The 24362-nt window shown below is 34.8% G+C and carries 21 protein-coding genes; 17 read left to right on the top strand and 4 right to left on the bottom strand.

What is annotated here, in order from left to right; translation table 11 throughout:
- The 7 genes from HOO91_10195 to HOO91_10165 all read left to right on the top strand — a co-directional run.
- Positions 1–218: transposase (locus HOO91_10195; protein NOU17913.1), on the top strand; the 218-nt coding region annotated here is incomplete at its 5' end.
- A 220-nt stretch (positions 219–438) separates the two neighbouring features.
- Positions 439–1362, top strand: a complete 924-nt coding sequence (locus HOO91_10190; GenBank protein NOU17912.1) for a 4Fe-4S dicluster domain-containing protein — start codon at positions 439–441, stop codon at positions 1360–1362.
- Positions 1363–1461: 99 nt separating this feature from the next.
- Complete coding sequence (hcp, locus tag HOO91_10185) at positions 1462–3120, top strand: hydroxylamine reductase (protein ID NOU17911.1); 1659 nt, start codon at positions 1462–1464, stop codon at positions 3118–3120.
- Between the two features lie 60 nt (positions 3121–3180).
- Positions 3181–3519 carry a cupin domain-containing protein gene (locus HOO91_10180; protein ID NOU17910.1) on the top strand — a complete coding sequence of 113 codons (339 nt, stop codon included), beginning with the start codon at positions 3181–3183 and terminating at the stop codon, positions 3517–3519.
- Between the two features lie 58 nt (positions 3520–3577).
- The gene (locus HOO91_10175) at positions 3578–5125 is read left to right on the top strand and encodes a PepSY domain-containing protein (protein ID NOU17909.1); all 1548 of its coding nucleotides are present in this window, start codon (positions 3578–3580) and stop codon (positions 5123–5125) included.
- 39 nt (positions 5126–5164) lie between these two features.
- Positions 5165–5470, top strand: coding sequence for a cupin domain-containing protein (locus HOO91_10170; GenBank protein NOU17908.1), 306 nt, complete (start codon positions 5165–5167; stop codon positions 5468–5470).
- Between the two features lie 96 nt (positions 5471–5566).
- Positions 5567–7810 carry a nitric-oxide reductase large subunit gene (locus HOO91_10165; protein ID NOU17907.1) on the top strand — a complete coding sequence of 748 codons (2244 nt, stop codon included), beginning with the start codon at positions 5567–5569 and terminating at the stop codon, positions 7808–7810.
- Between the two features lie 102 nt (positions 7811–7912).
- Here HOO91_10165 and HOO91_10160 read toward each other — a convergent pair whose 3' ends face one another.
- Positions 7913–8986: a ketoacyl-ACP synthase III gene (locus HOO91_10160; GenBank protein ID NOU17906.1), complete on the bottom strand. Its 1074-nt coding sequence runs from the start codon at positions 8984–8986 to the stop codon at positions 7913–7915.
- 186 nt (positions 8987–9172) lie between these two features.
- On the opposite strand from HOO91_10160, the gene fsa reads away from it, so the two are divergent.
- The 4 genes from fsa to gap all read left to right on the top strand — a co-directional run bounded on the left by fsa (position 9173) and on the right by gap (position 12336).
- Positions 9173–9829, top strand: a complete 657-nt coding sequence (gene fsa / locus HOO91_10155; GenBank protein NOU17905.1) for a fructose-6-phosphate aldolase — start codon at positions 9173–9175, stop codon at positions 9827–9829.
- 57 nt (positions 9830–9886) lie between these two features.
- Complete coding sequence (locus HOO91_10150) at positions 9887–10498, top strand: threonylcarbamoyl-AMP synthase (GenBank protein NOU17904.1); 612 nt, start codon at positions 9887–9889, stop codon at positions 10496–10498.
- Positions 10499–10542: 44 nt separating this feature from the next.
- The gene (locus tag HOO91_10145; protein ID NOU17903.1) at positions 10543–11139 is read left to right on the top strand and encodes a molybdenum cofactor guanylyltransferase; all 597 of its coding nucleotides are present in this window, start codon (positions 10543–10545) and stop codon (positions 11137–11139) included.
- Positions 11140–11331: 192 nt separating this feature from the next.
- Positions 11332–12336 carry a type I glyceraldehyde-3-phosphate dehydrogenase gene (gene gap, locus HOO91_10140; GenBank protein NOU17902.1) on the top strand — a complete coding sequence of 335 codons (1005 nt, stop codon included), beginning with the start codon at positions 11332–11334 and terminating at the stop codon, positions 12334–12336.
- A 34-nt stretch (positions 12337–12370) separates the two neighbouring features.
- Here the strand turns inward: gap and HOO91_10135 are convergent, their stop codons facing one another.
- The gene (locus HOO91_10135; GenBank protein ID NOU17901.1) at positions 12371–13957 is read right to left on the bottom strand and encodes a SpoIIE family protein phosphatase; all 1587 of its coding nucleotides are present in this window, start codon (positions 13955–13957) and stop codon (positions 12371–12373) included.
- A 326-nt stretch (positions 13958–14283) separates the two neighbouring features.
- Entirely contained in the window at positions 14284–15531 is a 1248-nt protein-coding gene (locus tag HOO91_10130; protein ID NOU17900.1) for an FtsX-like permease family protein, read from the bottom strand.
- Positions 15532–15758: 227 nt separating this feature from the next.
- Here HOO91_10130 and HOO91_10125 point away from each other — a divergent pair, with 227 nt between their 5' ends.
- The 6 genes from HOO91_10125 (at position 15759) to HOO91_10100 (ending at position 21811) form a co-directional block, all read left to right on the top strand.
- Positions 15759–16796, top strand: coding sequence for an acyl-CoA reductase (locus HOO91_10125; protein NOU17899.1), 1038 nt, complete (start codon positions 15759–15761; stop codon positions 16794–16796).
- A 68-nt stretch (positions 16797–16864) separates the two neighbouring features.
- Positions 16865–17392, top strand: a complete 528-nt coding sequence (locus HOO91_10120; GenBank protein NOU17898.1) for a hypothetical protein — start codon at positions 16865–16867, stop codon at positions 17390–17392.
- A 95-nt stretch (positions 17393–17487) separates the two neighbouring features.
- Positions 17488–18405 carry a tRNA (adenosine(37)-N6)-dimethylallyltransferase MiaA gene (gene miaA / locus HOO91_10115; GenBank protein ID NOU17897.1) on the top strand — a complete coding sequence of 306 codons (918 nt, stop codon included), beginning with the start codon at positions 17488–17490 and terminating at the stop codon, positions 18403–18405.
- Positions 18398–18994, top strand: a complete 597-nt coding sequence (locus HOO91_10110) for a hypothetical protein (protein ID NOU17896.1) — start codon at positions 18398–18400, stop codon at positions 18992–18994. The genes miaA and HOO91_10110 overlap by 8 nt, the downstream gene beginning before the upstream one ends.
- A gap of 314 nt (positions 18995–19308) precedes the next feature.
- On the top strand, positions 19309–20961 hold the full coding sequence (locus HOO91_10105; protein ID NOU17895.1) for an ABC transporter substrate-binding protein: 1653 nt from the start codon (positions 19309–19311) through the stop codon (positions 20959–20961).
- Position 20962: 1 nt separating this feature from the next.
- Positions 20963–21811 carry a hypothetical protein gene (locus HOO91_10100; GenBank protein NOU17894.1) on the top strand — a complete coding sequence of 283 codons (849 nt, stop codon included), beginning with the start codon at positions 20963–20965 and terminating at the stop codon, positions 21809–21811.
- On the opposite strand, the gene HOO91_10095 is transcribed toward HOO91_10100, so the two are convergent.
- Positions 21808–24315 carry a hypothetical protein gene (locus HOO91_10095; GenBank protein NOU17893.1) on the bottom strand — a complete coding sequence of 836 codons (2508 nt, stop codon included), beginning with the start codon at positions 24313–24315 and terminating at the stop codon, positions 21808–21810. The two genes, HOO91_10100 and HOO91_10095, sit on opposite strands and share 4 nt — an antisense overlap.
- Between the last annotated feature and the right edge of the window lie 47 nt (positions 24316–24362).

The raw sequence follows: 24362 nt of genomic DNA, 5'->3' as shown, positions 1-24362 counted from the left end.
GTCAGTCTGAACCCATAAAATACTTCGACAAGGCTGCTGCTGACCTATTCTCTAAAGCCGTATCTAGGGTAAGGCAGCCCATTGAGTCTTTCTTCAACTGGCTTGAGGAGAAAACTGGCATTCAAAGAGCGTCTAAAGTTCGATCGACAAACGGCTTGCTGGTTCATGTATTTGGTAGGCTAGCCGTTGCATTTATGTGCCTTTTTTTCAACCCTTAATTCGCATTGTTAATTAAAAAGGATGACAGATTTTGTCACTAAACATTTCCTAGTTAAACATTTTTGAAAAATAATCCTTTATTGTAACATATGTTACATTCTATCGCATTGCGTTACCCTATGTTTGTATCGTAAATCAGATGTCAGATTTTAAACATCAGATTTCAGACGAGTACTAATAGTTTAATAACTCAATAACTGATAACTCAACAACTAAAATATGAAAAGAGACATTATTAAAATCGATCGTGACAAGTGTACAGGATGTGGACTTTGCGTTACTGGATGCCATGAAGGTGCTTTGCAAATTGTAGATAATAAAGCGGTAATGATCAGTGAGCTAATGTGCGATGGCCTTGGTGCTTGCATTGGCGAATGCCCCGAGGGTGCAATCACAATTGAAACTCGTGAAGCTGCTGCTTATGATGAGGTTTTAACCCTTTCGAAAATGGTGGAGAATGGTAAGAATACAGTAATTGCTCACCTGAAACATTTAAAGGATCACGCTCAGAAAGAGTACATGCGTCAAGGTGTTGAATGGATGCTTGCAAATCGCGATAAAATCAATTTTAATGTAGATGAGGTAATTCAAGCAGTTCATAGCCACAATCCTAGCGCAATGAAAAGTCAACAACCACAAAAACAAATATTTACAGCTATGCCAAATCATGGACACGAACATGGTAGCCCTTGCGGTTGCCCCGGTTCAGCAGAAAGAACTTTCGAGAAGGAAGGAAAAGGTAATACAATGGTATCGGCACAATCTGAACTATCACATTGGCCAATCCAAATGCACTTGATTAACCCTCATGCTCCTCATTTTAAAGGCTCAAACCTTTTACTTGCTGCCGATTGCGTAGCATTCTCACTCGGTGGCTTCCATAGTGAATACCTAAAGGGTAAAACCCTTGCAATTGCATGCCCAAAGCTCGATTCGAATAAGGAATCATACGTTGAGAAGATTACTGCACTTATTGAAGAGGGTGGAATAGATACGCTAACCATTATGCGTATGGAGGTTCCATGCTGCGGAGGATTGGTTCAACTTGCCAAAATGGCTGCCGATAAAGCAACCCGTAAAGTACCAATTAAGGTTACCACGGTGGGAATTCAAGGTAATATTCTTGAAAGTGCTTGGGTTTAATCCACTAATAATATAATAACGCCTTTATTAACTATGAGAATATTAATGTTTTATATAAAACAAATATCAACTAAAAACTAACAATAATCAACTAAAAAAATGAGTATGTTTTGTTATCAATGTCAAGAAGCAGCCAAAGGAACAGGCTGTACTGGTTCAAAGGGTGTATGCGGTATTACCGATGATGTTATACACCTCCAAGATTTATTCGTTCATTTACTTAAAGGCCTTTCGTATTACTCTTTAGAGGCTAAAAGGAATGGTGTCAATAATGGAAATGTCGATCATTTCATAACCGAAGGATTATTTACCACCATTACCAATGCCAATTTTTCGAAAGATGTTTTTGTAGAGAAAATCAAAGAAACGATTGCCCTTCGTGAATCCTTAAAGGATAAACTTCAGAAGGCAGGTGTGAAAGTTGAGGTAAAACCTTTAGATCTCTTCGTGTGGAGTGAATTGAGTGAGGATAAAATAATTGCTAAAGCGACTACAATCGATAGTAGAATTGATGCACCAAACGAGGATATTCGTTCGCTAAGAGCACTTACACTTTATGGTTTAAAAGGACTAGCAGCATATCTTCTCCATGCAAACAATCTTGGATTCGAGGATGAATCATGTAGTAAGTTTATACAAGAAATTTTGGTAAAACTCACGGATGATAATCTTTCTGTTCAGGATAATATCAACCTAGTAATGGAAACTGGTAAGTTTGGTGTTACTGCAATGGCTTTGCTTGATAAGGCGAACACTACATCATATGGTAATCCCGAGATAACCAAGGTGAATATTGGTGTTGGTACAAAGCCAGGAATTCTTATCAGTGGTCACGACCTAAAGGATATGGAAGAACTGCTTGCTCAAACCGATGGTACTGGGGTTGATGTGTACACTCATAGCGAGATGCTACCTGCAAACTACTATCCAGCATTTAAAAAGTATAAGCATTTTGTAGGAAATTATGGAAGCAGCTGGTGGCGTCAGAAAGAGGAATTCGAAAGTTTTAATGGTCCAATTCTTTTCACAACAAACTGTATCGTACCACCAAGTTCAACTGCAACCTATAAGGATCGTGTTTTCACAACTGGCGCAGCGGGTTACCCTGGTAGCAAGCATATTCCAGAACGTATTGCTGGCAAGCAAAAAAACTTTTCGGAGATAATCGAACTGGCAAAAAAATGCAAAGCACCAATTGAAATTGAGAAAGGTGAAATTGTTGGTGGATTTGCTCATGCACAGGTTTTGGCTTTAGCCGATAAGATTGTAGAGGCCGTTAAGAGCGGTGCAATTCGTAAGTTTATTGTAATGGCTGGTTGCGATGGTCGTATGAAGGGTCGTGAGTATTATACCGGTTTTGCTCAGAAGCTACCAAAAGATACGGTGATACTTACTGCAGGTTGTGCCAAATATCGATATAATAAACTTCAACTGGGTGATATCAATGGTATTCCAAGAATATTAGATGCTGGTCAGTGCAACGACTCCTACTCATTAGCAGTAATTGCTCTTAAGTTGAAGGAGGTTTTCCAGCTAAACGATATCAACGAATTACCAATTGCCTATAATATTGCTTGGTATGAGCAAAAAGCAGTAATTGTTCTACTTGCATTGCTTTATTTGGGTGTTAAGAATATTCATCTAGGCCCAACTCTTCCTGCGTTCCTATCTCCCAATGTGGCAAAGGTGCTTGTCGATAATTTTGGTATCGTAGGTATTACCACTGTTGACGAAGATATTAAACTTTTAGTAGGGTAGTTATTTAAACCAACTCTGAAAGGGTTCAAAACCCTTTCGGAGTTAAATATTTATAAAACCATGAACACAAATGAATTTCCAAAAGGTAAACAATTCCGCTTTACCAACGAGGTTGAGTATGCAAGCGGTGGAATAGTAAGCAAGAATGTGCTAAAACGCCCAACGGGCAACATCTCTGTATTTGCTTTTGATAAAGGCGAAGGCTTAAGCGAGCACACTGCACCATTCGATGCAATGGTTCAAGTACTTGAGGGCAAGTCAAGAATTACTATCGGTGGCGAGCCACACGATCTTGAATCTGGCGAATCAATCATTATGCCTGCGAATATAACACATGCAGTTTTTGCTACTGAAAGATTCAAAATGCTTTTAACGATGATTAAAGAGCCATCAATTTAAAAATTTGACAATTAGTTAATGAGCCAAATGCTAATAACACCATAACTAATAACCCTCAATGAGTAGTTTTTACAAAACCTTACAGAAATACCATAAGTGGTTAGCATTAGTATTTACTATATTCTTCATTCTATTTGCCTTTTCAGGGATACTGATGAATCATCGAAACCTAATTAGTAGTGTCGATATTAATCGCAAATGGTTACCCAAAAATTATAAGCTACAGAACTGGAATTTAGCGTCAGCAAAAGGGGGACAACAGGTTGGGGGTGATTCAGTATTCATATACGGTGGTGCTGGTATTTGGCTAACAAATAAAACTTTTACTTCATGGAAACCTTTTATGGAAGGTTTTCCAAAAGGATCTGATAGGAGGAAAATATTCGATTTTGCTAAATCAGCAAAAGGAGATTTTTTTGCAGCAACTCGATTCGGATTATTCGAATATTCAAAGGGATCAAATCAGTGGAAGATTTGTTCATTACCTAAAGATGACCAATTTGTAACAGGACTTGAGGTTGTAGATTCTACACTTTATCTACTAACAAGGGATCATTTGTATGTTGGAAATATTGACAATAAAGAACTATCATTCTGTAAAATCGAATTAATACCTCCAATCGGGAGCAAACCCAGCATCACTGTTTTTAGATTATTTTGGATTATTCATAGCGGAGAACTACTGGGTGTTTTTGGTCGCTTACTCGTCGATTTGGTAGGCTTAACCATGATCTTTCTTTGCATCACTGGCTTAATTTTCTTTTTCTTCCCAAAAATCATTAAAAGGGTTAAGGCAAAACGGAGGTTAAGTAGGATGAAACGGGTAACCAAGTTCTCGTATAATTGGCATTTGAAAATTGGAATTTACGCTTCCCTACTATTACTCATCGTAAGTTTTACAGGGATCTTTCTAAGGCCACCTTTCCTGCTGATGGTAGTTAATGGTCATGTAAATCAGTATGTATCTAGAAATATTAATAATGTTTACTGGCACGATAAGCTTAGGGATATCAAATACGATCATGGTAGGAAACTGTTTTTAGTTGCCACCTCCGATGGAATTTATTATAGCAAAGATTGTTTCTCATCAAGTTTAATGACATTTAACTCTGAACCTCCAATAAGTGTTATGGGGATTAATGTTTTCGAGGTGATTGATAATGGCGATTATCTTATTGGAAGTTTCAGTGGGGCATTTCGTTGGAATCCTTTTACTGGGACTGTGAGCAACTATTTTACCAAAGAACCTGTTATTCCTAAAGCAGGACTTTCTTCCCCTTTCGGGAGTTCAGCCATTGCTGGGTATGCAAAAATTGAGAATCAGGAATATTTCTTTGATTATGATAAAGGGGTAATCCAATCATCGGGTAGTAATCATTTAGAAATGCCAAGGATAATTAAGGATTCATTCTCATTTCCCTTATGGAACTTAGCACAGGAGATTCATACATGCCGAATATATTCACCTTTAATTAGCATTTTCTATATACTTATAGTACCCCTAGCCGGAATCGCAATGATTTTTATTACGATAACCGGTGCAATAATGTGGTTTATCAAAAAAAGAAGTCGGAAGACAGAAGCCGAAGTAGGAAGTCAGAATTAAATAACTGAATAACCCAATAACTCTATAACCTAACAATCTATGAAAATAACAACACTTGAAACCGCAGAAAAAGTTCCTTTCAATCTTGATGGGCGGAAGATGTTCACAAACAGTAAGGTTGAGTTGGTTCATTTAACATTGAAACCAAATGAAGAGATAGCCCCTCATTCCAATCCATTCGATGTCATTTTTTTCATCCTTGAAGGTCAAGGCAAAATATTCTTTGAAGGAGAGGAGATAATAGTAGAGAAAGACACATCAATTTATATTGAGAAAGATAAGCAGAGAGGGATGAAAAATATAAGCGAAAAACCTTTTCGAGTTCTCGTAATTAAGTCGTTTTAGTATATCAAAAACTACAAGTAATATAGATGTTATAAGAATTTCGAATACATTTTATTATTATTCAAGTAAATAATTGTTTAACTAATACCAATAAATATGAACACAAGAAAACTATGGATTGCATTTATTGCAGTTATGGTGGTATGTTTTTCGGTTCTGGGTATTTTTGGATATGAGATATACCTTCAGAAACCGCCTATCCCTGAGCGGGTAGTTAGCCAAAGTGGTGAGCAGATTTTTACATCACAAGAAATCAAAGATGGACAAAGCGTTTGGCAGTCCATTGGAGGTCAGGAAGTTGGAACTGTATGGGGACATGGCTCATATGTAGCCCCCGATTGGTCTGCCGATTGGCTTCATCGCGAAGCAGTTTTTATGCTGAATGAGCTTGCAAATAAGTATGATTCATCTACCTATGATAAGGTGAACCCTGAACGACAAGCTTATCTAAAAGCAGTTCTTCAAAAAGATTTGAGAGCCAATAGATATGATGAGGCTACAAAAACTCTAGTGGTTTCAGATTTGCGTGCTTTGGCAATTAAATCGAATGCTGAGTACTACAAAAAACTTTTCACCAATGGGAAAGAGTTAGTTAAGGAAAGGTTGGCATATGCAATTCCTGAAAATACCATTAAGAATGATGAAAGTATGCAAAAGATGAATGCATTCTTCTTTTGGACTTCTTGGGCTTGCGTAACTGAACGACCGGGTAAGGATATAACTTACACAAGTAATTGGCCTGGTGATGACTTAGTTGGTAATCACCCAACTGGAAAACACCTCTTTTGGACAATGTTTAGTATTGTTATGCTTTTGCTAGGGATTGGTTTGCTAGGTTTTTACTATGCGAAAAATCAAGATAATGAAACGGGTGTAGAAAAATACCCCGAGAATGATCCTCTCATCAATTTACAAGCAACGCCCTCGATGAAAGCAACCCTGAAATACTTCTGGATTGTTGCTGGGTTAATCCTACTTCAGGTAATAACAGGTATTGTTACTGCCCATTTTGGCGTTGAGGGAAATAGTTTTTACGGATTGAATTTAGATACAATACTTCCTTATACTATTTCTCGAACATGGCATGTTCAACTCGCTATTTTCTGGATTGCCACTGCTTGGTTGGCAACAGGTCTATTTATTGCCCCTGCAGTATCTGGAGTTGAACCTAAATATCAACGGCTAGGTGTTAATGTTTTATTTGGCGCATTGTTGATAGTTGTTCTAGGCTCTATGGCTGGTGAATGGCTAGGTATTATGCAGAAATTGGGTTTGGTACAAAACTTCTACTTTGGTCACTCGGGTTACGAATATATCGATTTAGGTAAGTTTTGGCAGGTTCTCTTATTTGGGGGTTTACTTATTTGGTTATTCTTAATGATTCGTGCCTTACTTCCTGTACTAAAAGTTAAATCAGAAAATAGGAACTTGCTGATTCTCTTTACGATTTCATCAATTGCCATTGCTGCTTTTTATGGAGCCGCTTTAATGATTGGTCGTCAAACCCACTTATCGGTGGCAGAATATTGGAGATGGTGGGTTGTTCATCTTTGGGTTGAGGGATTTTTCGAGGTGTTTGCAACTACAGTTATCGCTTTTGTTTTAGTAAAACTTGGGTTATTAAACATCAAGAGGGCAACTATAGGTTCTCTATTTGCAACAATTATCTATCTATTAGGCGGTATTATTGGAACATTCCACCATCTTTACTTTGCAGGTGTGCCAATGTCTATAATTGCTTTAGGTGCTTCGTTTAGCGCATTGGAAGTTGTTCCTCTTGTGCTTATGGGATTTGAGGCTTGGCACAACTATAAGTTAACCAAAACAACTCCATGGATGCTTAAGTATAAATGGGCAATCTACAGTTTCATCGCTGTTGCGTTTTGGAACTTAGTAGGAGCAGGAGTATTTGGTTTCTTAATTAATCCTCCACTTGCTTTGTATTACATGCAAGGGTTGAATTTAACACCTGTTCACGCACATACTGCTCTATTCGGTGTTTATGGAATGTTAGGTATTGGATTGATGCTTTTCTCTTTAAGAGGTATGACAATAAATGAGGAGTGGAACGATAAAATCTTAAAGTATTCATTCTGGTGCTTCCAAATAGGTTTGATATTAATGGTTACAATAAGCATCTTACCTGTTGGCGTCAAACAAACTATTGCATCAGTTGACCATGGAATATGGTATGCACGTTCAATGGAGTTTATGCAACAACCTTCGATGATAACTTTACGTTGGTTGAGAGTTATTGGTGATACTATCTTCGCTTTAGGAAGCGTTGGGCTTGTTTACTTTGTAGTTGGCTTAAAAACAGGTTGGTCTATCAAAAAGTAATAATCTAGTTGTTAAAAAATTTAGAACCCCGTCTAGATTCTATGAATCAGTGCGGGGTTCTTTATTAGGTAGTCTAAAAGGTTATGTGCCTCAAGTGCTTTTTCAAAATTTATAAACAAATGCGTTAATACTCATACCGGCACCAACCGATGCGAAAATTAGGATATCCCTCTTATTTATTTTATGTTCAGGTAATTGACCCTTAAGAATCATATCATAAAGTGTAGGTACGGTAGCTACTGAGCTGTTTCCTAGTTCGTGAATATTCATTGGCATTATCTTATCGGGGATTTCACGAATTTGATATAGTTTATAGAAGCGCTGGATTATTGCCTCATCCATCTTCTCATTTGCCTGATGAATTAATATCTTTTTAACTTGCTCAATAGGAATTCCTGATTTATCTAAGGCTGCTTTCATAGCCAAAGGAACATTTAAAAGCGAATACTCGTATATTTTACGACCAAGCATTTTAATATATCGTATTTTGGGATCACTTTCTGGAGCATTCGATTTACCAAGATATAGGTAGTACGCCTCTTCTTTTGAGTGTGAAACCATTGCAGACGAAAGTATTCCTGCCTTCTCCTCCGATTCCACTCCCTCAATTATTGTAGCACCTGCACCATCTGAGAAAATCATCGAATCCCTATCGTATTTGTCTACTACACGTGAAAGAGCATCCGCACCAATTACAAGACACCGTTTTGCAAGCCCCGATTTAATGTAACTATCCGCTTGGATTACTCCTTGTACCCATCCAGGACAACCAAAAATAATATCATACGGTATACATGATGGACTTGCTATATCTAAATTATGTTTAACCCTTGATGCGATACTTGGTAGTGTATCAGTTTGAATCGTATCTTTTATAACATCTCCAAAGTTCTGAGCAACAATAATTTGATCAATCGTTTCACGATCTATCCCAGCATCCTCTATAGCTCTTTCTGCAGCAATAGTAGCAATATCCGATGCAGTTTGATCTTTCTTAACCCAACGACGCTCTCTAATCCCAGTAATATCTCTGAATTTCTCGACAACCTCATGCCCCCCACCTATAGATGTTTCATCTTTTTCATAGAATTTGGTCCTACTGAAATGCAAATTCAAAACTTTTACTTCGGGTATATAACAACCCGTTCCAGTTATGATTGTATTGAGGTTTTTCATGATGTAAAAGATTAATCTTAAGGTTAAAATAGAAAAAAAACGTTGCAATATAACACAAAATATATCGAAAATGCAAATTGTTAACGTTATATATTGTTAATAATCCCCCCAAAGCGAGTTCGCATAGTTCTAAAAATTGAGTTAACTTTGCCCAGCCTAAATGAATAATCATAAATCAAATATATCATGAAATTTTTTATTGACACAGCAAATCTTGATCAAATTAGAGAAGCTAATGATCTAGGAGTTCTCGATGGAGTTACAACTAACCCATCTTTAATGGCCAAAGAGAATATTAAAGGAGAAGCAAATATTAAAAAGCATTACGTAGATATTTGTAATATCGTAAAGGGAGATGTAAGCGCCGAAGTAATTGCTCTTGACTATGAGGGAATGATTCGTGAAGGAAAAGAGTTAGCAGCATTACATCCTCAGATTGTTGTTAAGGTACCAATTACAAAGGATGGAATTAAGGCCATTAAATATTTCAGCGATCATGGCATTCGTACCAACTGTACTTTAGTTTTCTCAGTTGGACAAGCTTTGCTTGCTGCAAAAGCAGGAGCAACCTATGTTTCCCCATTTATTGGTCGTTTGGACGACGTTTCTACCGATGGAGTTGAACTTATTCGCCAGATTGTTAATGTTTACAACTATTACGAGTACGAAACTAAAGTTCTTGCAGCCTCAATTCGTCATACAATGCACATTATTCAGTGCCTTGAAGCAGGTGCTGATGTATCAACCTGCCCCTTGAGTGCAATCTTAGGTTTACTCAACCACCCGCTTACCGATATTGGTTTAAAAAAATTCCTTGAGGACTATAAAAAGGTAAATGGTTAATAACCTAACGAGTTAGTAAAATCCAAAACTTGCAGTTATTACCATTTTTCAAAACGGATGCTAATAAAAATTTACCCACAGAACCCTAACCCGCGTGAAATATCCCGTGTGGTTGGGGTTTTGCGTAATGGGGGAATTATTATTTACCCCACTGATACGGTTTATGGTTTAGGATGCGATATTACTAATCAAAAGGCTGTTGAAAAGATAATCAGACTTAAAGGTTTAAAAGCCAAAGAAGCCCACTTTTCTTTCATCTGTTCTGACCTTGGGCACATTGCTGATTTTGCAAAGGTTGATAATCCTACCTTTAAGTTGATGAAAAAAAATCTCCCAGGGCCTTTTACGTTTATTCTTCCCGGATTAAACAAAGTTCCTGACTACTTTATCAGCAAGAGAAAAACTGTAGGCATTAGAATTCCCAGTAATAACATACCAATTGAGATTGTAAGAGAGTTGGGTAATCCAATTCTAACCACTTCAATTAAGGACGATGATGATGTTGTAGAGTATACAACTGATCCTGAGTTAATTCATGAACGGTATCAGAATTTGGTTGATATTGTTATTGATGGCGGCTATGGCGATAATACCCCGTCTACAGTCGTCGACTGTACATCCGATGAGCCTGAAATAGTAAGAGAAGGTAAGGGTGAATTGTCGTTCTAAAGGCAAATTTCAAAGGGCAAAATATCAACTGTAAACGAATACAAATGCCCATATTTCCACATATCACGCTAGCAATACTTGCTGGAGGCAAGGCCTCAAGAATAGGCGGTAGGAATAAAGCTCTACTTGAGATCGATGGAATTACTTTTATTCAGAGAATACACCAAACTTTAAGCCCTGTCTATAGCAATACAATTATTATATCTAATGAGATTGTCGACTTTGATATTGACAATATAGTGGTTTACCCTGATATCATCATTGGAATAGGACCTCTTGGCGGAATACACAGCGCATTAGTAAACTCAATAGATCCTGCAATCTTTGTTGTTTCTTGCGATATGCCATTTGCGGATTTAGAACTTGCAGCGGATATGACAACCGAATTTCTTAAAAGTCAGCCAGACATCCTTGTTCCATTAATTGGCACTTATGAAGAACCCCTTTTTGCTTTGTACTCAAAATCATTAGTAGGACAAATAGAATCAATGGTGAGTTCGACCAATGGGCGACCAGTAACCGATTTATTTCTAATTTCAAAAACTAATTTCTACGAAATTCCCGAAAACCCTACAACCAAAAAATGTTTTACAAACATTAACTCATTTGATGATTTTAAGGATTTGTTATTTCATTTGTGAATTTGTAAGCCTTTTTATGATTATTTCAGAATATTTGTTGATTAAATTCCTCATTAAATTTCATTTTTTTCTAAATCAATCGATTGCATTAAAAAAGTTAACAAACTGGATTGTTAAATTTTATGGATCACCTTTTTTATTTACCTTTGGAGAGAATATAAAACAGTTACATTAATCATTAAAACTTTAGCTATGGCAAAAATAAAAGTAGCTATTAACGGATTTGGTCGCATAGGACGTAACGTTTTCAAGATTGCGCTTGAGAGACCTGAACTTGTTGTAGTGGGTATTAACGACCTAACAGATACCAAAACATTAGCACACCTTTTAAAGTACGATTCAACTCAAGGACGCTTTGACGGGAAGGTTGAATTTGATGCAGAAAATCTTATCGTTAACGGAATCAAATACCGTGTACATGCTGATAAATCACCGATCAATATCAAGTGGAATGAAACCCCGGATGTTGTGATTGAGTCAACAGGAGTCTTTACCAAACGCGAAAGCGAAAAGGGCGGATACGGTGATCACTTAAAGAACGGAGCTAAGAAGGTAATTCTTACCGTGCCATCGAAGGATGAGATCGATCGTATGATTGTTCTTGGAGTTAACGATGCCGATTTAAAACCTGAGGATAGATGCATTTCCAATGCAAGTTGCACAACAAATTGTCTTGCCCCTGTTGTAAAGGTATTACAGGATACTTTTGGTGTGGAGCGTGGATTTATGACTACAATTCACTCATACACAAATGATCAGCAAATTCTTGATGCACCTCATAGCGATTTACGTCGTGCACGTTCATGCGCTGTTTCACAGATTCCAACAACAACTGGTGCCGCAAAGGCAGTAGGTAAAATTATTCCTGCCCTAAAAGGTAAAATTGATGGGCTTGCAGTTCGCGTTCCAACGCCAACAGGTTCATTGGTTGACTTTGTGGCTATACTGAAGAAAGAGGCTACTAAGGAGGAGATTAATGCTGCTATGAAAAAAGCTGCTGAAGGTTCGATGAAAGGTATATTAGAGTATACCGAGGATCCAATTGTTTCAGTAGATATAATACACAATACCCATTCTTCTATCTTTGATGCTCAAAGCACAATGGTAAATGGTAATATGGTTAAAATACTTTCGTGGTATGATAACGAATGGGGATATTCCTGTCGTGTAGTCGATTTGATAAACAAACTTTTCTAGTATAATAGAAAACCCCGGAATTTTCCGGGGTTTTTTATATCCTAACACCAAGGATCATAACATCATCAGTTTGATCGTTAACACCTTTCCAATTTTCAAATGTCTTTAACAGGACGTCCTTTTGACTAGACATACCCTCAGGTGCTATTTTTATTAAAAGTTCCTGAAAATTTCTCATCAGGTATTTTTTCTTTGTTGAACCCCCGAATTGATCTGAAAATCCATCGGAAAATAGGTATAAACAATCATTCTTTTGAAGTTGGAAGTTCTTTTGGGTGAAAGTTCGATTTTCATTAATTGATTTACCAACAAGTATCTTATCCCCTTTGAGGTGAATGAGTTCACTCCCTCTTACTATAAATGCGGGATTATATGCTCCTGAAAACTGTAACTCTAGGGTTTTAAGATTAATTTTGCATAATGCAATATCCATCCCATCCTTTGCATCATATATATTGTCTTTTCTACTTAATGCAGAGATCACCTCTCTGCGCATATCGTTTAATATTGTGCTAGTACTATCAATATCATGGCGGTTTACAATTTCGGATAACAATGCAATTCCCAGCATGCTAAGTAATGCTCCTGGTATCCCATGTCCGGTACAATCCGCAGCAGCAATTATTATATGATTACCAATCTTCTGAACAAAATAAAAATCACCACCTATTATACTTCTGGGCAAGTAAAGAATAAAACAATCGCTGAAATTCTCTTTTAAAGAGTCATCTCCGTGTAAAAGAGCGTTTTGAATATAACTAGCATATAGTATACTGTCATCGATATTATGTTTGTATTGCATTAATAAATCACGCTGAAGAAGAATCTCATCGCTTTGGACTTCGAGCTTTATATTTTGCTTAGCGATCTTTTCATTTTGTTCCTGCAATTCAACATTTAATACTTTCAAATATTCCATTTGAGTGCTAATCTCTTCGGTAAGTTGCGAAAGTTCACTATTGTTTTTCTTTAGATTACTATTCTTCTCTGAGATAAGTTTTAGTAGTTTGATATTTTTATTTTGTGATGTTCTATAAGCATCAGAAGTTATGACACGAACCGATTCAAAGAAGAACGAGAAAAAGAATATTGCGCTAAATATGGATAGAAACCTAACTATAAATTCAAAATCATAATACTCATTTTGAAAACAACTAAATGAAAAATAGATTATTGATGTTCCAATTAAAAGTAAATTATATAACGATCCAATTTTGCGACCTAATAGAAAAATGCTAAAAGGTGGGAAGACATAATACCAGTAGATTCCAGGAAAAATATAGTGACTTTTTATATTTAGCATTGTTGAGCCATTGCGGACAAGAAATAGAACTTCAAGACAGTATAAACCGAATACTAGTACATGACTAACAGCAACAATTTTTTTTCTGAGGTTTAAAAAAAATTGCATTGATACTATAATAAGTATGCAGCATATATAAACATAAGAAAGTTTGTAATCGTGTAATTTGAACATCCTAAAACTATAAAATAGCAAATAAAAGATACCAATTATAGAAAATAGGTTGATGAGAGTAACCTTTCTAACATCTTCATATATTAAACTACCTCTTAAATTTGCAGAAAGGAAACCGTATGAAATTCTTTTAAATCTGTTCATTTAAATTGAATAATCTTATTTTGTTATACATTGAGTTTAATACAAAATTCGAATTAAAAGGTTGATAATTATATAAATATTGATACAAAACTATAAAAGATAAGAAAATTTACTAAAATAAAACGATAATAAAAAAATATGATTTCGAATCTGGGCCTCCTTGTAATTGATAATGATGACAAATCGTTCAACTTTGCAGTAATTAAAAGTTTAATTCTATATTTTGCCAGTTATTTGTTTTTAAACTTAGCAAATACTAAAATTAAATAGATTCAGAGTACAAATACACTGTCTTCAAATTATTAGCAATATTTGACCTCAATCCTTTACTCGTAACGTAATGCTTCAATAGGATCTAATCGAGAGGCTTTAACTGCGGGTATGTAACCTGAAGCTAATCCAACACCAAAACAGAGACTAAGTCCTACTAAAATCCATTTCCATGGTATCAAAAAAGGACTATCAGTAAGCATTGACATTATGTTACCGATTAGTATTCCAAGAATTACACCTAAAATACCACCTAGCTGGCAAATGGCAATAGCTTCGAATAGGAATTGCTGCTTAATAGTGGAAGATTTAGCACCAATTGCTTTCCGAGTGCCAATTTCGCGGGTTCGCTCAGCAACAGCCACTAGCATAATATTCATTAAACCAACCGCCGCACCTATCAAGGTGATAATACCAATTAGAGTTGCAACGTAGGTTACATTTTCTAAGTTCTCTAAAAGAATTTGAGCCAAACTATCACTTTTTTCAATGTTAAAATCTGATTCATCAGTGGCTTTTAAATTTCTAACAATTCTAAATATTCCTTCTGCTTCGCTTACAGCATATTCAAGAAATTTTGGATCGTTAGGCTTTATGCTAATTGTATAGTCCATATTTGGCCGAGAGAAATAGGTTGCAACATTACCATATGGAAGCATTACAGAACGATCTGGTCCACCATTAAAACCCGTTCCCTTTGTTTTTAGCACACCAACTACTCTGTATTTTCCTCCACCTACACTTATAAACTTATCAAGTGGATCTTCGTTTTTATCAAATATCTTTTTTGCAACCTCAAAACCAATAATGGCAACAGCCCTTCCAGCTTCTAACTCATGTGATGAAAAATTACGTCCAGTATTTATCTCCAGACCAGCAGTTGTAAGATAATTCTCATCAATTCCGTAAATAGAAATGTTTGGATTGGTCTTTTTTGATTTTTGTTTAATTGTGCTTGTACCCGATGCGTTAACAGAAATTGAAACAATAGATGGGAATTGGAATCTATCCTTAAACTCTTGAGCTTGTCTCATGCTCAAATATGGATGGTTTAAGGTACGATAGCGTTTGCCGGCAACATGCACTCGCATTCCTCTACTTGCTATACTGAATGTATTTGCCCCCATGCTTGAAAACTCGCTACTAATGCTCCCTCTAATAGAGTCAATAGCGGTTAAAATTCCCACTAAGGCCATTATTCCAAGTGCAATAATGAATATTGTTAGTATTGAACGCAAAGTATTTGATCGAATTGCGTTTAAGGAAATTTTTATATTCTCTTTTAAAAGGGCACCGAATCTCATAGTTTTAAATTTTGAGCCTACGAGTCAAAGTTAACAGATCTTTAGCAACCTATAAGCTAAAAAGCTATAAATAGTTGATAGTAATATTCTGAAAAGATTATTTTTATACGATTTTTATTATTTGAATAAATGTTTGGTCATATAATATGGCGTAGCAGTTAACTTTTCGCAAATAACTTTTATCTTTCAAATTATAACTTTTCTAGTATTTTTGTAAAAAAAGATTGATGAATATTGAAACTCGAATAGATGCTTTTGTTACACTTGGTGAAAGAATGCTCTCTGAGTCAATTCAGAATTGTGAGTCTAAATTTGAAAAAATTATTCAAGAAGCCAGTATTCATAACCCTTGGTTTACCTCTGAAAATGTATACTTCGCAATTGATTCTATTGCCAATTTGTGGTTAAAACGTGACGCTTTAAACACATTAATAGCAAAATATCCTAGAGCCCATTTCACACCCAAAGAGAGTAAAAAGGTTGTCGTAATAATGGCCGGAAACATTCCATTTGCGGGTCTTCACGACTTAATTTGTGTATTACTTACTGGGCATCGTTTTTTAGGAAAAATTTCGTCAAAAGATGGGCATTTAATGGCAGCTGTTATAAATATGTTATGTGAGATAAATCCAGAGTTTTCAGATTTAATTGAACTCTCTGAAGTTACCCTTCATGGCTTTGATGCGGTGATTGCTACTGGTAGCGATAATTCATCGCGATATTTTGATTACTATTTTCGAAATTACCCTACAATCATTCGTAAACATAGGAATAGCATTGCTGTTATTACAGGAAAGGAAACTGATGATGAGTTAACTCATCTTAGCGATGATATTTTCCTGTATTTTGGATTGGGTTGTAGGAATGTTTCTAAATTAATGGTTCCTAAGGGTTATTCTTTTTTTTCAATGTTACAGGCTTTTAAGACATGGCAAAACCTCGATACTCATAACAAGTATATGAATAATTATGAGTTTCAGAAAACGATGAATCTAATGAACCTAATCGATCACATCGATACAGATTTTATGCTTTTGAAACAGAATGAATCCATTGGTTCAACAGTGGGAGTTGTTCATTTTCAAGAATATGAAAAAATTGAAGATGTTCTGATTTATATCGATAATCATCGTAATGAATTGCAATGTATTGTTGGAAATAGTGAATTAATTCCAGGCGCTATCTCTTTTGGAACAAGCCAAAACCCAAAATTAGATGAGTTTGCTGATGGTATTGATACTATAGAATTCTTGGGCAAACTCTAACTAATAAATTCCAGTTTTATACAGCAAATAGTAAAATATTCAAATAAGGCAATCAAATATTACCGTATATGATCTATAAGTTTAGAATGATTTCTGGCGACGAAAGAGTTTTCCTACGGGATTATGAGGTCGACTCAAATCAAACATTTTTAGACCTTCATAAAATCATTCAGGATAACCTTCAATACGATTCATCTCAATTAGCATCATTCTTCCTTGCCGATGAGAACTGGAATAAAGGGTTAGAGTTAACTTTAATCGATATGGAGAATGACGGGGGACCAGCTGCTATTCCTATGGATTCGATCAAAATCAAAGAGGTAATGAAGGAAAAGAAAGAACGATTGCTCTATGTTTATGACATCTTAACTGAAAACTCTTTTTTTATTGAATTGATGGATATTTACACACCTGATTGTAAGAAGAAATATCCTATTTGTTCAGTGTCGGTTGGTGAACCTCCTTTGCAGTCAGAATTTCAAAATATATCGACAGATCCAGTGAATGATGATAATTTTATCAATGATATCTTAAATGAGTTTGATTCGCAAGAATCTGATTATGGTTCAGAAGGATTTGATGGTGATGATTCTTAGAACTGATATATAATTTAGTTTACTTGCAGTCAAATATCTTTGCTAATTATTGGCAATTAATCAGCCTTTGAAGCTGAGATACCTAAATCAAAGAAATGCCAACAGAGTCAAAGTTTCTTATAGTTTTACTTGGCCCAACAGGAGTTGGTAAAACCGATCTCAGTGTTACGCTTTCTTACCAATTCAATGCCCCAATTCTATCGGCAGATTCACGTCAGTTTTATAAGGAGATGAGAATTGGAACAGCAGCACCCGATCAAACTATTCTTAATAATGCACCACATTATTTTGTAGGTAATAAGTCAATCCTTGATAGGTATAGTTGCGGAATATTTGAACTTGAGGTACTTGATCTTTTAGAAAACCTATATAAGAGTCATAACTCAGCCCTACTTGTTGGTGGTTCGGGTTTGTACATTGATGCTGTTTGTACGGGAATTGATGATTTCCCTTCACCAGATAGCGAATTAAGGAGAGATCTGTATGCAAGACTTCAAAGTGAGGGAATTGACAGTTTGAAAAACCAACTCAAAGAAATCGATCCAGAATATTATAATCAGGTTGATCAAAGTAATACTCAGAGAATTTTGAAGGCTCTTGAAGTATGTTTGCAGACAGGAAGAACCTATTCTTCATTCTTAACAAATACTAATAAAACTCGTCCATTTACTTTAATCAAAATTGGGCTGAATCGCCCCAGAGAGGAGCTATATCAACGTATCAACAATCGGGTTGATAATATGCTTGCAGATGGCTTGGTTGCAGAGGTTAAAAGTTTATATGATTTTAAGCATTTAAACGCCTTAAATACTGTTGGCTATAAAGAGATTTTTGACTACCTTGATGGCAAGATATCATTAGAAAATGCAATAGAACTGATAAAACGAAATTCACGACGTTACGCTAAAAGACAGGTAACATGGTGGGCTCGCGATAAAGAGATTACTTGGTTTCACCCAGAACAGGTAGATAACATAGTTGAGTTGATTAATTATCGAATTTCAAATGGATGAATCATTTATAGGGAGAAGTTCAGTAAACCATACCCTACCCGAACCAATTGCTTTTAATTGTTGGAAGCATCATATGGGATATGTAAAGGAAACTCTGATTTCAAATGACTTATATAATTTTAGTCATTTAAAAATTCATGAAATCATAGAGTATATAGGTAACACCAATGTCGATTTTTATTATGGTAGTCTAGATCCTAATAACATTTCCAATCAGATAATCAGTAGGATGACTGCTGAAATTGATTTAAACATTGATAATTTTAAAGAATGGGTAAGGTCAAAAGATAGTGACTACAAAGAAATTATTTTATCAGATGGATCGAGTTGGACAATTAGGCTTGGTCAAATCGACAATCGTTTTATTCATATTCATCCAAGCAGATATTCAAAAAAAACTGTAAGAGTTAAAAGTTCTACTTTAAAAACTACCATCGCATTTTTTTACAATTATGGTTTTTCTGCTGAAAATTTTTCGATTGAAAATATAAATTACATTAGGCATAAAATTGTAAAACTCCCACCTTATAAATCAAACTCCTCCCTTGTTGCCCTCTCCAGAGTGGTAGGCATTTTTCCCTTGGATTAATAATATCTGTAGTGTTTTTTACTAAATAAGAATCAGATAATCAATAGATTAATATAATTATTAAAGACTGTTATAAATCACCTTTATTTCATTAAACGTACGAAACAAATCTAATTATATAGCGTTTATATAAATGAAAAGCAACTTCATAGATTAGGTTTTAGGGTTAATAGTTGGTTACTATTACTGTTGCTTTCTTAGGTTAATTTTTAGGGTGTAAAAACGGGATCTTAGGATCCCGTTTTTATTACTCTTAAAAGATCATAATAGCTCATCAAATTTTAAATACTTTTGTCTTTTAAATTTTTGGTTTGATGAGATTCCCCTTTTTTTTATATTTGATTTTGTTAGGTACTATCTTTTGTGCTTGTAATAATTCAAATAATAGTTATAAAAAACAGCAAGTATTTCGTTACAACGAAAGCAAAGGCATTTCAACCCTTGATCCTGCTTTTGCCAGAAATTTACCTCTCATTTGGCCTGCTCATCAACTTTATAATGGATTGGTTCAACTCGATGATTCCTTAAAGGTAAAACCATGTATTGCTAAAAAATGGGAAGTATCAAACGATGGAAAGATTTTTACATTCTTACTAAGAGGGGATGTATACTTTCATTGTTCTGAGGTTTTTCCTAATGGCATTGGTCGAAAGGTAATTGCATCAGATTTTGTTTATAGTTTTAATCGAATACTCAATCCCGAGATTGCATCGCCGGGGGCTTGGGTTCTATCTATTTTAGAAAAGGATAGAGTGGGTACTCATAATGGTTGCATTGCACTTAACGACTCTGTATTTCAAGTATATTTAAAAAAATCTTTTCCTGCTTTTTTGGGAATGTTGACAATGCCATATTGTTACGCTATTCCTCATGAAGCTATTGAGGTGTATGGTAAGGAGTTTCGAAATCACCCTGTTGGAACGGGTCCATTTTTCTTTAAGTATTGGAAGGAGGGAGAAAAGTTAGTCTTAAGGCGAAATTCAAAGTATTTTGAAAAAGATAGTAAAGGTTTAAAACTTCCTTATTTAGAGTCTATTAGCATTTCTTTTATTGCCGATAAACAATCGGAGTTTCTCGAATTTATAAAAGGGAATATCGATTTTATTTCTGGTGTAAACCCAGCATCAAAGGATGAGTTATTAACTAGAAATGGTAATTTAAACCCTCGATATATAGGCAAGATTAAAATACTAACAGGCCCTTACCTGAATACAGAGTATTTAGGGATTCTTGTTGATAGTGCAAATCAATCGTTTAAATCTAATCCTCTACTTTTACAAAAGGTACGAAAAGCAATTGGGTATGGTATTGACCGAAGTAAGATGATGATGTATTTGCGTAGCAATATTGGATATCCTGCTTTTAATGGTTTTGTTCCTAATGGGATGCCAGATTTCAAAGATGCAACAAAAGGATTTCATTATAATCCAGAATTATCCCAAGAACTTTTAAAGGAGGTCGGGTATAGTGCTTCAAAAACGCTACCTTCATTCTCCCTTGCAACAACTGATGATTATGTGGATATCTGTGAGTTTATTCAGCATCAGCTAAACGAGTTGGGATTCGACATTAAAGTTGAAGTATACCCAGGCGCTGCTTACCGCGAAATGCTAGCTAATTCAAAACTTAAATTTTTTAGAGCATCATGGGTTGCCGATTATGCAGATCCTGAAAACTATTTGGCTCTTTTTAATAGCATTAACTTTAGTCCGTCCGGGCCAAATTACACCCACTTTAAAAATGAAATATATGATAATCTATACGCAAACTCTTTATCTGAGATATCTCAACAAAAAAGATTGAAACTATATAAAGCGATGGACTCAATTATTATTGATAATGCAATAGTTATACCTTTATATTATGATAAGGTTATACGTTTTGTTCAAAATGATGTTGAAGGCATGAAATGTAATCCAATGAATCTACTTATTCTTAAAAATGTTAGAAAGCAAATAGAACAGTAATATGATAGTAGTTGCAGATAGTGGTTTGACTAAAACTGATTGGCGGATTGTGCTTCCCAATAAATCGATTATATCTTTTGAAACAAAGGGATTAAGTCCTTTTTTTAGCAGTAGTGAAGATTATTGTAATGCCTTAAGATCTGTATTTCCTTCATATTTGAACCCCTCAGAGGTTTCAAAAATATTTTTCTATGGATCTGGTTGTGCTGGGAATGAGAAAGGTGCCTTAGCTCAACAGTCACTTCAAACATTTTTTGTAAAAGCAGAAACGAATGCTTATTCTGATATACTTGCTGCCGCAAGGGCATTATTTGGTGATGGGAGAGGAGTAATTGCAATTTTAGGAACTGGATCAAATATAGCCTATTATGATGGAACGAAGGTTACTCATTACACTCCATCGCTCGGTTTTATTCTTGGTGATGAGGGTAGTGGTGCTTATATTGGTAGACAGCTTATTCAAGCATATTTTTATGGACTTTTACCTTCAGAATTATCAGAATCTTTGCATAATCGATATAACCTGAATTTAAGTGATATTCTTGATCGGATATATTGTCAGCAAAAGCCATCAACTTACCTTGCTTCATTTGTTCCTTTTGTAAAAGAGAATATTAGCAATGAATATATACATCAAATGGTTTATAATGTGTTTGAAAAACTTTACGAATTTCACCTAAAGCGGATACCCGAATTAAATACTTACGGACTTGGAGTAGTTGGCTCAGTTGGTTTTGTATTCAGCGATTTTTTGAATAAAATTGCTCAGGATAAAGGCTTTAAGGTGAACAGGATTATTCAATATCCTATTGAATCTTTAGTTAACTATCACATTCAAAAAGAAAATTAAAGATTACTAAAGTTAAAATTAGTTTTTCGAGTTAGATGTTCTGATAATTTACTGCATTCTAGCGATTTAGTTTTTTCTCCAAGTTGTAATAAAATTCTTGAAAGGTTCTTCATTAGTTTAACTTCTAATATTCTGTAACCAGCTATATTGCTCAATTCCGTAGAATTTCTGTAACAATCATAAGCTTTTGTCATTTCATTGCTATTTAAATAGTATGAAGCCTTTAGAAGTTGACCAAGAATTTGTAATGAGTAGTTGTACATAGGGTTGAGTAGGGATAGAATCAAATCGATTTCAATAAAATCTTTCAAATCTAATTTTGTACCTAATGTTAACTTACTATATAATCGATAAATTCTTAGCTCTTTACTTAAAGGAATTATTTTTTTAGATTCAGCAATTTCATCGGCTTTTGTTAGTTTCGCTAAAATACTGTGTTGGTTTGTTATAATAAGTGCGTTGTAAAAAGGCATTTCGAAGGTACCATATTCGTAATTACTATTTTTCTGAAGTTCATTTAAATACTCCAAAGCTTGATCTAGTATAAGTTTAGGATCTTCATTTCTTATAAGAATATGGTACATACATTTGCAGGCGAACCACATACCTATGATGGTCGGGTTAAGATTATTACCTTGTGGAAATTCTTCCACTTGCCTATAGAATCTTTCAATTCTTCCATCATCTAATGCAAAAAAACCAGCGTAAACATTATAAATATTTGAATAAAAAGTTTCCACAGGATCTGAACTGTTTTTTGAATAATGACTTAGATTGAAAGAAAATGATCCAGTAATATTATTTATATCTGGATAGTCTTCAAATAAATATTTTCGGGCAATTTTATTTTTTGTATATATTGGTATTAGAATTTTGCGTAAATATTCATCTTTTCTAAGGGTTATAGATATATTAGGTAATGCTAAAACTGCACTTAGAATGTTTATGTCCAATTCAAAAAAACTCTTTAAAGGTTCAACTATCCGATCCTTATATGCAAATTGATAAAGTCGTATAATCAGATTTGGTAGAATTTCGTGGGTAGCATATTTTTTTGCTATTTTTTTAAATAACGAGATAGAAATAGAATTCTCTTTTTCGAGATAGCTCTTTGTTAGTAAAATCTCAAAAAGATTTCTATTTGAAATTTTTATTATTTTGCTATAACCACCATATTTATTTTCAATATCCTCTTCAATAATAATTCCAAAAGATATCAAATCCTCATATGCTCTAAAATAGTTTCCTGCAAGTTTTAAATGTATTGGATAAATCTCTTTTAAAACGTTTTTCTTTACCTCATCAGGCATTAGTCCATAATCAGAGAGTTCTAGAATTTTGTTTAGTATATCAATTTTTTCTTCTGAATATTGGGCATTGTAAACTTGCTTATTAAGGAATTCTCTATAAATTTCAATCTGATCACTCAACAAATACTCATTCTCGGGGTGAAATACATCAATGAAAAGTTGTAGGAAAAAAGGGTATGATAAAGTTTCTTTTAGTTCCAATGAGAACTCTTCAACTAGTGTCCTTTTTGAAAATTTTGAATTAATAGTATTATCAAGAATTTTTTGAATCTCATCGGATGTAAGCAAAGGCATATTTGCCTCTTCCGCTGAAAAGGAGATGGGTTGAATGCAAAACCATTTTTCATTATTTTCGATAAATGGTTTAAACTTAGTCCATGTATAGTGTCTGGCAGAAATAATAATCTTAAGCCAACCTGCCGTTGAGAATTTAAGTGAGAAATCAGCTAATGAAGAATAAACTTTTTCCATTTTTGCACCATGAAGATTTGATTCGTCAAGTGCATCTATTATAAGGATAAATTTTCCTGGCGGGTTTACGCCACTACCCAGTATACCTCTTAAAAAATTATAATCGGGTGAAAGACCTAGTTGATGCAATAGCCAGTCTTCAAAATAGGCCTCAGAATTTGCAAATGAATAAAGGGAAATAGCCTGTAAAAAAAGGATGATGTTTGTTGAAAAATTTTTCTTTGTTGAATTTTTTTCATACCAATTTGCAAGTAATGTTGATTTACCAAATCCACCTGGCCCAATTAAAGCAGTTGAATTATACTCGCTTTTGATGAAAAAATTCATCCTTTCATCTGCAAATTGTCTGTGAATGGTTTTATTAAAACTTATACCACTCTTACGTTTTATATGGTCAAGTGTATTAATGCTTATTTTTTTCGATTTTTCTAAAACCCTATCCCAAGTATCAATCATATTGTTATGACCGGTACTCGATATCCTGTTGTTATCGATAAAATGCTCCCAATCTCTTAAACCAATGTAACGTGAAAGTATATCAAGCGTGACACGTGATGGATTAGAATTCGTAAGAAGAAGACCGAATATTCTTCTAAGAGTTGCTGGGCTTAAATACTCCCTAGTTGTTTCTAATATGTTGTTAGAAAGTAATTTACAATCTTTTTGACAAATTATTTTCTTGCCAAATGCCTTTTCTACGGAATTTCTAAGTTTTTCAACCATTTAGACTGATCAAAAGTTAAATATTAGCATAATCATCTGGTAATATT

This window comes from Bacteroidales bacterium, from assembly GCA_013141385.1.
Lineage (GTDB): Bacteria > Bacteroidota > Bacteroidia > Bacteroidales > Tenuifilaceae > UBA8529.
The sequence above is the reverse complement of the archived record's forward strand: the minus strand, read 5'-3'. Positions and strand labels throughout refer to the sequence as shown.